The organism is Phytopseudomonas daroniae (assembly GCF_004327285.1).
In the GTDB taxonomy this organism is placed as follows: Bacteria; Pseudomonadota; Gammaproteobacteria; order Pseudomonadales; family Pseudomonadaceae; genus Aquipseudomonas; species Aquipseudomonas daroniae.
Window position 1 is genome coordinate 37,027 of the sequence record NZ_QJUI01000026.1, and the last position, 9,724, is coordinate 46,750.

At 62.3% G+C, this 9,724-nt stretch carries 6 protein-coding genes and 1 pseudogene; 4 read left to right on the forward strand and 3 right to left on the reverse strand.

The window, feature by feature from the left end; translation table 11 throughout:
- Positions 1-89: 89 nt before the first annotated feature.
- From tfpB to DNK06_RS22330, 3 genes and pseudogenes are all read right to left on the reverse strand, one after another.
- Positions 90-1,874 (reverse strand): type IV pilus assembly ATPase TfpB, encoded by a 1,785-nt coding sequence (gene tfpB, locus DNK06_RS22320; protein ID WP_131182191.1) that lies wholly within the window; start codon positions 1,872-1,874, stop codon positions 90-92.
- 381 nt (positions 1,875-2,255) lie between these two features.
- Positions 2,256-2,993 (reverse strand): annotated as a pseudogene (locus DNK06_RS22325) (DUF502 domain-containing protein).
- 99 nt (positions 2,994-3,092) lie between these two features.
- Positions 3,093-4,463, reverse strand: coding sequence for a CYTH domain-containing protein (locus tag DNK06_RS22330; protein ID WP_131182192.1), 1,371 nt, complete (start codon positions 4,461-4,463; stop codon positions 3,093-3,095).
- 299 nt (positions 4,464-4,762) lie between these two features.
- Here DNK06_RS22330 and DNK06_RS22335 point away from each other — a divergent pair, with 299 nt between their 5' ends.
- From DNK06_RS22335 to argA, 4 genes are all read left to right on the forward strand, one after another.
- Positions 4,763-5,443: a TIGR00153 family protein gene (locus DNK06_RS22335; protein WP_131182193.1), complete on the forward strand. Its 681-nt coding sequence runs from the start codon at positions 4,763-4,765 to the stop codon at positions 5,441-5,443.
- A gap of 37 nt (positions 5,444-5,480) precedes the next feature.
- Positions 5,481-6,746 carry an inorganic phosphate transporter gene (locus DNK06_RS22340; RefSeq protein ID WP_131182194.1) on the forward strand — a complete coding sequence of 422 codons (1,266 nt, stop codon included), beginning with the start codon at positions 5,481-5,483 and terminating at the stop codon, positions 6,744-6,746.
- A 121-nt stretch (positions 6,747-6,867) separates the two neighbouring features.
- Positions 6,868-8,016: an acetylornithine deacetylase gene (gene argE / locus DNK06_RS22345; protein WP_131182195.1), complete on the forward strand. Its 1,149-nt coding sequence runs from the start codon at positions 6,868-6,870 to the stop codon at positions 8,014-8,016.
- A gap of 117 nt (positions 8,017-8,133) precedes the next feature.
- The gene (argA, locus tag DNK06_RS22350; RefSeq protein ID WP_131182196.1) at positions 8,134-9,432 is read left to right on the forward strand and encodes an amino-acid N-acetyltransferase; all 1,299 of its coding nucleotides are present in this window, start codon (positions 8,134-8,136) and stop codon (positions 9,430-9,432) included.
- The last annotated feature ends 292 nt before the right edge of the window (positions 9,433-9,724 follow it).

Genomic DNA, 9,724 nt, shown 5'->3' on the forward strand with positions numbered 1-9,724 from the left:
AACGAGATCCCTGTTGGGTGATACCGCTCAGTGAGCGGAAGAAGCCAGTGTCTGCTGGCCCTGGATGCAGGTGTACGTTGTGGCGAGTATTATTTCTGTTCGCTCTGCGGAGTGACGCGCAGCACTTCCTCAATGGTAGTCAGTCCGGCAGCGATTTTCTGCGCGCCGGACAGACGCAGGCTGCGCATGCCGTCCTTGAAGGCCTGGCGGCGCAGCGGGGTGAGGTCGGTGTCGGCGCTGATCAACGGCTTGAGGCTGTCGTTCAGCAGCATGATCTCGTACACCCCGGCGCGCCCGCGGTAACCGGTTTCCCGGCATTCCACGCAGCCCACGGCACGGTGGGCGCCGCTTGGCAGCGGTGCGTTCCAGGGGCGGGTCAGTTCCTGCCAGTCTGCCTCGTCGAGCTCCAGAGGTGCCTTGCAGTGCGGACACAGCGTACGTACCAGGCGCTGGGCCATGACGCCGAGCAGGGTGGCCTTGAGCAGGTAATGCGGCACGCCCAGTTCGAGCAGGCGGGTGATGGCGCTGGGGGCGTCGTTGGTGTGCAGGGTCGACAGCACCAGGTGGCCGGTCAGAGCCGCCTGGATGGCCATCTCGGCGGTCTCCAGATCACGGATCTCGCCGACCATGATGATGTCCGGATCCTGACGCATCAGCGCACGCACGCCGCTGGCGAAAGTCAGGTCGATGTTGTGCTGTACCTGCATCTGGTTGAAGGCGCCTTCGATCATTTCGATGGGGTCTTCGATGGTGCAGACGTTCACCTCGTCCGTAGCCAGCTGCTTGAGCGTGGTGTACAGCGTGGTGGTCTTGCCCGAACCGGTAGGGCCGGTGACCAGGATGATGCCGTTGGGCTGGCTGGTCATGCTCTCCCAGCGCTTGAGGTCGTCCGGGCTGAACCCCAACTGGTCGAAGCCGCGCAGCAGCACGTCCGGGTCGAAGATGCGCATCACCATCTTCTCGCCGAAGGCGGTCGGCAGGGTCGACAGGCGCAGCTCGACCTCGTTGCCGGCGGGCGTCTTGGTTTTCACTCGACCGTCCTGGGGTTTGCGCTTTTCGGCGACGTTCATCCGCCCCAGGGTTTTCAGACGGCTGACGATGGCCATGGTGACCTGGGCGGGGAACTGGTAGACGGTGTGCAGCACGCCGTCGATGCGAAAACGTACGCTGCCCTGTTCGCGGCGCGGCTCGATATGGATATCGCTGGCGCGTTGCTGGAAGGCGTACTGGAATAGCCAGTCGACGATATTGACCACGTGGGCGTCGTTGGCGTCCGGCTCCTGATCCTGGGCGCCGAGGTTGAGCAACTGTTCGAAGTTGCCGACATTGCTGATCTTGGCGTCCGTGTTGGTGGCGCCGCTGACCGAGCGGGCCAGGCGATAGAACTCCACGGTAAAGCGCTGGATGTCCGCCGGGTTGGCCACCACGCGCTTGATCGAGCGCTTCAGCACGTGGGTGAGATTGGCTTCCCAACTGTGCAGAAAAGGCTGGGCGCTGGCGATGGTCACCGAGTCGGCATTCACCGCGACGGCCAGAATCTTGTGGCGCTGGGCGAAGGCGTAGGACATCAGCGGGGTCACGGCCGCTGCGTCGATCTTCAGCGGGTCGATGCGCAGGTAGGGTTGGCCCACGTGCTGCGCCAACCACTGGGTCAGGCTTTCCAGATCGAGCTTCTTGCCCGGCCGTGACAGGTCGTCGAGCTGTTGTGCGGCGAGGAACTCCAGCGGATGCAGCTCGTTGTTGCCGCCACTGCGGCGGATCGCCAGGCACTGTTCGGCACTTTCCTGGGCGGTTCTACCCTGGGCGACCAGTTCGCGCAGCAGATCGTTGAGATCCAGCAGGCGATCAGGGACGTTGGGGGAGAGGCTGGACATGCGGGCTCCTGGATAGTCGACGGCGGTGAAAGTCAGCATGCCTGATTGTGCGAGTGCTGGCTAAGGCCCTATTCACGTTCTGCCGAGGATCGCTTGCAGGCGTTTCATATTCGACCGGTAGAAGGCGGAAGTAGCCGGTCGGTGACCCGCGTTGAACCATGGATCATGGCCTTCGGCCCCGGATTACGCCTGCGGCTAATCCAGGCTACATTCGTGCCATGGATCCCGTAGGCTGGATCGGGGCGCGTAGCCTAGCGAAGCGTAATCCGACATTTGGCCGGCACATCCAATACAGCATGTAGGATGGGTGGCAACCCATCAATGATGCCGATGGGTTTCACCCATCCTACGTCCTGAACTCGGCTGCGAGTTGGCCGGGCTCTATACGCGCGGCGGTTGCTGTTCGGTGGTCACCGCCAGCGCTTCCTGTCTGGGTGCCTCGTCTTTATCGTCAACTTTTTCACTGTCGTCTTCCAGGCTCTGCACCGGCAGTGCTGGCGGCGGTGTCAGCCCCATGGAAACGTAGATGCTGGTCAGCGCGTCCACGCCCATATTGGCCGGTTTCACCTATTCAGCCGGGACATAGAGCAAGCCGCCGCCGATGGGAATCGGTGCGGTAGGCACGAGAATCGCGAAGTGCGGGCGGCCTTCCAGCACGACCGGCTGCGAACTGGGCTGCAAGGCCAGAACGGCCACACCATCGCCACCGAAGAAGCACCACACGGGTCGCATGCTGGTTATGTCGGTGTTCTTCTTGTCCAGCAGCCCGACGAAACGGTCGGCCAGGTTGTAGAAGTTGCCGATCAGTGGCGTGCGACGCAGGGTCACGTCGATCAGCCAGCCGAGTGGCCGGCGCAGGCCCAGCTTCACCGCCAGGCCCAGCGGGTAGAGACTGATCAGCAGTACCAGGCTGCCGAGCAGGTAGGCCAGGAAGGGGTTGCTGGCGAACGGTGTACCGAGGGTGGCGAACAACCGGCCGATGGCGGTGGAAGGGCCGATCAGGTTGTTCAGCAGGCTGACGATCCAGGCCAGCACCACCATGGTCAACGCCAGTGGCAGCAAGGCCAGCAGACCGGTGAGCCAGGTCGCGATGACGGATTTCAGGCTGAGTTTGAACATCGAGGGGGCGTCCTGTCTTCGAGCGGGGCAGGTAGGCGGGCTACCTGCCGGATTTTATCAGAGCCTATTTTTAACGCGCAGCAGATCGTGGATAGGTTCTCAGCCGTTTTTCAGCAGAGTCTTCCATGGCTTCAGGCTCATGATGATCTGCGCCTGGGTCATGCGCGGCTCCAGTTCTTCTGGGCCCAGCGGGCGCTTGGCCAGCTCGGCCAGTTTGTTCAGCTCGCCGAACAGGCGGTCGGTCTCGGCAACCTCGAGCACATCGCGCGCCAGGTGCAGCCAGAGCAGCAGGCGTTCCAGGCGTGGCAGTTGCTCGGAGAGATCTTCAGGCTGCTGCTGGTAGCGCTTGAGCTGCAGATCCCGTCCTTCTTCCGCGATAAAGGTGGGCAGCCAGCTTTGCAGGGCAGCGGCGCCCTGGCGATCACCACGCTTGTTGCGCGATGCCGTCCAACTGCGGGCCAGCAACCAGCGCGAAGCGTTCAGCGAGAGCAGGCCCCAGCGGGTCTGGGCCAGTTCGGCAGCGAATTGCGCGGGGGCGTCCTGGCGGGCGGTGTCGTCCTGCTGGCCGGCGAGCACCCGTGGGCGCCAGTCCTCCAGGAGGGCGTCGAGTACTTTGCGCAGTTCGCTGCTGCTGGCGCGTGGTGCGGCCTGACCGAGGCTAGCGAGCAGGGCGCGCAGATCCACCAGGCAGTTCAGCCAGTCGACCAGCAGACGCCAGTGGCCGTTGTGGCGGTACTGCTCGGCCAGGCGCTGGCTGCTGCCGAGCAGGAACCAGCCAATGGCGGCGACGGCATCGTCCAGGCTTTGCTCGGGTTGCAGCTCCGGCGTGGGCAGGTGCAGGCTGTAGCTGCCCTCGTCGAACAGGCGGTAGCCACGCTCGGCCTTGCTGATGTCGCAGGGCATCAATGGCAGGTCGGCAGCCAGTTCGGCGGCCAGCTCCAGCAGCGCTTCAGGTTCGCCCTGGCGTAATTCCAGTTCCAGCTCGCAGATTTCTTCCTGCTGCTTGCCGGCGATCACCTTGCCCAGATCCAGCGCAGCCTCAATAACCACCCGGGCCTTGCCGCGGCCCCAGGCGATTTCGGCGCGCTGACGAACGAAGTCGGTGGTGAAGAGCGGCTTCAGCTGCTTCTTGTCCAGTTCCGCCAGGCTGGCCGGCCAGCAGCTGTCATCGAGTTTCGATAGATCCAGCTTGGCCTTGGCCAGGTGCCAGTCCCACTCGTTACGTTCGGACAACCCGGCCACACTCTGGCCACGGCTCTTGAGCGTCTGGATGATCTGCTCGCCATCCTTGCGCAGGCGCAGGGCGACCTTGGCACCGGCGAGGTCGCGCGCTTCGGTATCGAAATACTGGTTGAACAGCTCGCTTGTCTCCCAGCCAGTCTTGCTGCGTTTCTTCAGCAGTGGGTGGGTTTGCAGTGCGGCCAGGGTTTCGCGACTGGCGCGCAGTTTGATTTCGGTTTCTTTATTCATTGCGAGGGCTCGGCGAAGCGGCGACGGCGGCGGGGGTTGCACGGTGCGGGACACTGCCCGGCACGTTAGGCCGTACAGGGTAGTGGAAAAGCGCCGCGGATGCAGGTCGGCGATGACTTCTGGCTGTCGACAGCGGGGCAGTTACTCTATGCATGTCCATAGCTTCTCGCGTATTTCCCCGGCGTTCGCAGAAAATAAGTGACGAAATACGACATTGTGACCGAACGATGACGCGCTCTGGCTTGCCTGAGGTGTCATCCGTATACTTGCCGCCTCTTTGACAGACAGGGGTTACCCCTATGCCAAGCAATCCGTTCATCAGCAGCCTGTTCGGCCGCTCACCCATCGGGCCGATGCAGCAGCACATCGCCAAGGCCCATGAGTGTGCGGCCAACCTGGTGCCCTTCTTCGAAGCCGTGATGGCAGAGGACTGGGCGCGGGTCGAACAGGTGCAACAGGAAATGGTGCGTCTGGAGCGTGATGCGGACAAGCTCAAGAAAAGTGTGCGCATGCACCTGCCCAAGAGTCTGTTCCTGCCGGTACCTCGTTCCGACTTGCTGGAGTTGCTCAGCACCCAGGACAAAGTGGCCAACCGGGCCAAGGATATCGCCGGGCTGATGCTCGGGCGCAGTATGACCATTCCTGTCGATCTGCAGCCGCTGATGCTGGCGTATGTGAGTCGTTGCGTGGATGCCAGCGCCCAGGCGCTGAAGGCAATGAAGGAGCTGGATTCGCTGCTCGAGGCCGGTTTCGCCGGTCGTGAGGCCACCCTGGTCGAGCGCATGGTCGAGGAACTCGAGGAAATCGAGCACGAAACCGATCGCCAGCAGATCGAGGTGCGCCGCACCTTGTTCAAACTGGAAAAGGATCTTCCCGCAGTCGATGTGATGTTCCTCTATCGGATCATCGACTGGGTCGGTGATATCGCTGATCGCGCCGAGCGCGTCGGTAACCGGCTGGAACAACTGCTGGCGCGCTAAGCGCCAGCATCCTTTCTGGGTTTACAGGTAATTCTTTATGACTCTTGTCGCGGACTACGGTTTCGTACTCCTCGTGATGGCCTGCTGCTTTGGTTTGTTCATGGCGTGGGGTGTCGGTGCAAATGATGTGTCCAATGCCATGGGCACCTCGGTAGGCGCCAAGGCACTGACCATCAAACAGGCGATCCTCGTCGCCATGGTCTTCGAATTCTGCGGTGCCTACCTGGCCGGTGGCCAGGTTACCGAAACCATCAAGAACGGCATCGTCGATGCATCGGTGATTCCCGCCGACATGTTCGTGTTGGGCATGATGGCGTCGCTGTTGTCCGCGGGTACCTGGCTGCTGATCGCCTCGCTGCGTGGCTGGCCGGTATCGACCACCCACTCGATCGTCGGCGCCATCATCGGTTTCGCGTCGGTCAGCGTGTCGGTCGACGCGGTCAACTGGGGTGGCCTGGTACCGATCGTTTCCAGCTGGGTGGTCACCCCGTTCATTTCCGGTCTGCTCGCCTTCGGCCTGTTCATGAGCGTGCAGTGGCTGATCATCGACACCGACGATCCGTTTCGCAACGCCAAGCGCTGGGTACCGGTGTACATGTTCCTCACCGGCTTCATGCTGGCGCTGATGACCTTCACCAAGGGCCTCAAGCATGTTGGTCTGAACTTCACCACCGGCGAGGGCATTCTGCTCTCGGCGGGGGTCGGCATTCTGGTTGCCGGTCTCGGCATGCTCCTGCTGCGGCGCATCAGGCTCGACCCGGAGGCCGACAAGGACTTCCACTTCGCCAGTGTCGAGCGTGTATTCGCCGTGCTGATGATCTTCACCGCCTGCTCCATGGCCTTTGCCCACGGTGCCAGTGACGTATCCAACGCGGTCGGCCCGCTGGCTGCGGTGGTCGGCGTGATCGAGGCTGGTGGCGACATGGCCATCGGTGGCCAGTCCTCGGTACCTGGCTGGGTGCTGCTGATGGGCGCCGTGGGTATCGTTATCGGTCTGGCCACCTACGGCTGGAAGGTGATCGCCACCATCGGCAAGGGCATCACCGAGCTGACGCCTAGCCGTGGCTTCGCCGCCGAGCTGGCCACCGCCGCTACCGTGGTCGCGGCATCGGGTATCGGCCTGCCGATCTCCACCACCCATACGCTGGTCGGTGCGGTACTGGGTATCGGCATGGCCCGGGGCATCGGTGCCCTCAACCTGGCAGTGGTCGGTCGCATCTTCACCTCCTGGGTGGTGACGCTGCCCATCGGTGCGGCGCTGGCGATCATCTATCTGGAAATCTTCATGCTGATCTTTCTTTGAGCTGCAAGCGGCAAGCTTCAAGCTGCAAGTAGGAGCCGAAGCGCTGCATGCTCTGGCTTGAAGCTTGAAGCTTGAAGCTGCTCTTGGTTTATGATGAGGCGACCGACCCGAGAGATCCGCCATGTCATTTCTCACCCTCAAGGATCGCTTCGCGGCGCTGATTGCCGCGCCATCGGTCAGTTGCACGCAGCCCGCTCTGGATCAATCCAACCTGCAGGTCATCGACCTGTTGGCCAGCTGGCTGAGTGACCTGGGTTTCACCTGCGAGAAGCAGCAGGTCGAGCCAGGCAAGTTCAACCTGATCGCCACCTACGGCAGCGGCCCCGGTGGCCTGGTGCTGGCCGGGCACAGCGACACCGTTCCCTTCGACGAAGCCTTGTGGCAAAGCGACCCGCTCAAGCTCACCGATACCGGTGATCGCTGGATAGGCCTGGGCGTGTGCGACATGAAGGGCTTTTTCGCGCTGATCATTGAGGCCCTGCAAGGCCTGCTGGATCAACCGTTCAAGCAGCCGCTGATCATTCTCGCCACCTGCGACGAAGAAAGTTCGATGTCCGGTGCGCGTGCCTTGGCCGAGGCTGGACGTCCACTCGGGCGGGCTGCGGTGATCGGTGAGCCGACCGGGCTCAAACCGATCCGTCTGCATAAAGGCGTGATGATGGAGCGCATAGACATCCTCGGGCAGAGCGGTCATTCCTCCAACCCGGCGCTGGGCCACAGTGCGCTGGATGCCATGCACGACGTCATGGGCGAGCTGATGCAGCTGCGCCGACAGTGGCAGCAGGAATATCGCAATCCGCAATTCAGCGTGCCGCAGCCGACCCTCAATTTCGGCTGCATCCATGGTGGTGACAACCCCAACCGCATTTGTGGCCAGTGTTCCCTGGAGTTCGATCTGCGCCCGCTGCCGGGCATGCAGCCGGAAGCGTTGCGTGCGGCGATTCGCCAGAAGCTGCAGCCCCTGGCCGAGCAGCACCAGGTGAGCATCGACTTCGCGCCCTTGTTCCCCAGCGTGCCGCCCTACGAGCAGAATGCCGACGCGGAGCTCGTGCGTCTCGCCGAGCGTCTGACCGGGCATACTGCAGCCGCGGTAGCCTTTGGCACCGAAGCACCGTATTTTCAGCAGCTTGGTTGCGAGACCCTGGTGCTCGGCCCTGGCGATATCGACTGTGCGCACCAGCCAGGTGAATACCTGGACACCGACCGCCTGATACCGACAGTGCAGTTGCTGCGCCAGCTGATCCAGCATTACTGCCTGACCCCGGGCTGATACGAGGAGCGTCCCCCTGATGCCGTTGCGACGACGATAACGCACCGAGTCCGTCTGCGAAGCCCGATGCTTCGCGCCCATTGATGCTTCCTTCGTTTTCACAGGGTTCCGCTGCACATGCACGACTACGTCAACTGGCTTCGCCACGCTTCGCCCTATATCAATGCTCACCGTGACTGCACCTTCGTGGTCATGCTGCCGGGCGAAGGGGTCGCTCATCCCAATTTCGGCAATATCGTTCACGACCTGGTGCTGTTGCACAGCCTCGGCGTGCGTCTGGTGCTGGTACATGGCTCGCGCCCGCAGATCGAGGCGCGTCTGCTCGGCCGTGGGCTGACGCCGCACTACCATCGTGACCTGCGTATCACCGACAGCCCGACCCTGGAGTGTGTGATCGACGCGGTCGGCCAGTTGCGCATCGCCATCGAAGCACGCCTGTCCATGGACATCGCCGCCTCGCCGATGCAGGGCTCGCGGCTGCGGGTAAGCAGCGGTAATTACGTCACCGCACGACCGATCGGCGTGCTGGATGGCGTCGATTACCACCACACCGGCGAAGTGCGGCGCATCGATCGCAAGGGCATCAATCGCCAGCTCGATGAGCGCAATATCGTGCTGTTGTCGCCGCTGGGCTATTCGCCGACCGGCGAGATCTTCAACCTGGCCTGCGAAGACGTGGCCATGCGCGCAGCCATCGATCTGGCCGCCGACAAGCTGATCCTGTTCAGCAGCCAGCAGGGTCTGCTCGATGACGACGGCAAGCTGATCCGCGAATTGCGCCCGCAGCAGGTGCCGGCACATGTCTCGCGCCTGGGCAGCGATTATCAGGGCGAGCTGCTGGACGCCGCGGCGCAGGCCTGCCGCAGTGGAGTCAAGCGCAGCCATATCGTCAGCTACACGGGCGATGGCTCGCTGCTCACCGAGCTGTTCACCCGCGACGGTGGCGGCACCCTGGTCGACCCCGAACAGTTCGAATCGCTACGCGAAGCCAACATCGGCGACGTCGGTGGCTTGATCGAGCTGATCAGCCCGCTGGAAGAACAGGGCATTCTGGTACGCCGTTCACGGGAAGTGCTGGAGCGCGAGATCGGCCAGTTCAGCATCGTCGAACGCGACGGCATGATCATCGCCTGCGCCGCGCTTTACCCTATCCCCGATTCGACCTGTGGCGAGCTGGCCTGCCTGGCCGTCAACCCCGAGTACCGTCACGGCGGGCGCGGCGATGAACTGCTCGAACACATCGAAGAACGAGCCAAGGCACTGGGCATCAACACCCTGTTCGTGCTCACTACTCGCACGGCCCACTGGTTCCGCGAGCGCGGTTTCGAGCCGAGCAGCGTCGAACGCATGCCTGCTGCGCGAGCATCGCTGTACAACTTCCAGCGTAATTCGAAGATATTCGAGAAAGTGCTCTAACAGGTGGAGGTGGCGAGTAATTGCTTGGGGTGTGATTTTCCAGTGTTTTGTCACTGAGCAGCTCGTTTTGCTTTAAGTCGAGTTCACACATCAGCATAAGCTTGGCCAAGCAGCTTTTTTATTATCCGCCTTCGCCTTACAACTCCTCGCTACGCAGAAGTCCACTGCGCAAAGAACTGCGCACCCCCATGTGGATAACCCTGTTGATATATCCCTGAACACTTCGGTATTGCTGCCTATAAAGCCCTATGCGCAAGAATCTGCACAGCAGTGCGCAACTTCTTGCGCACTT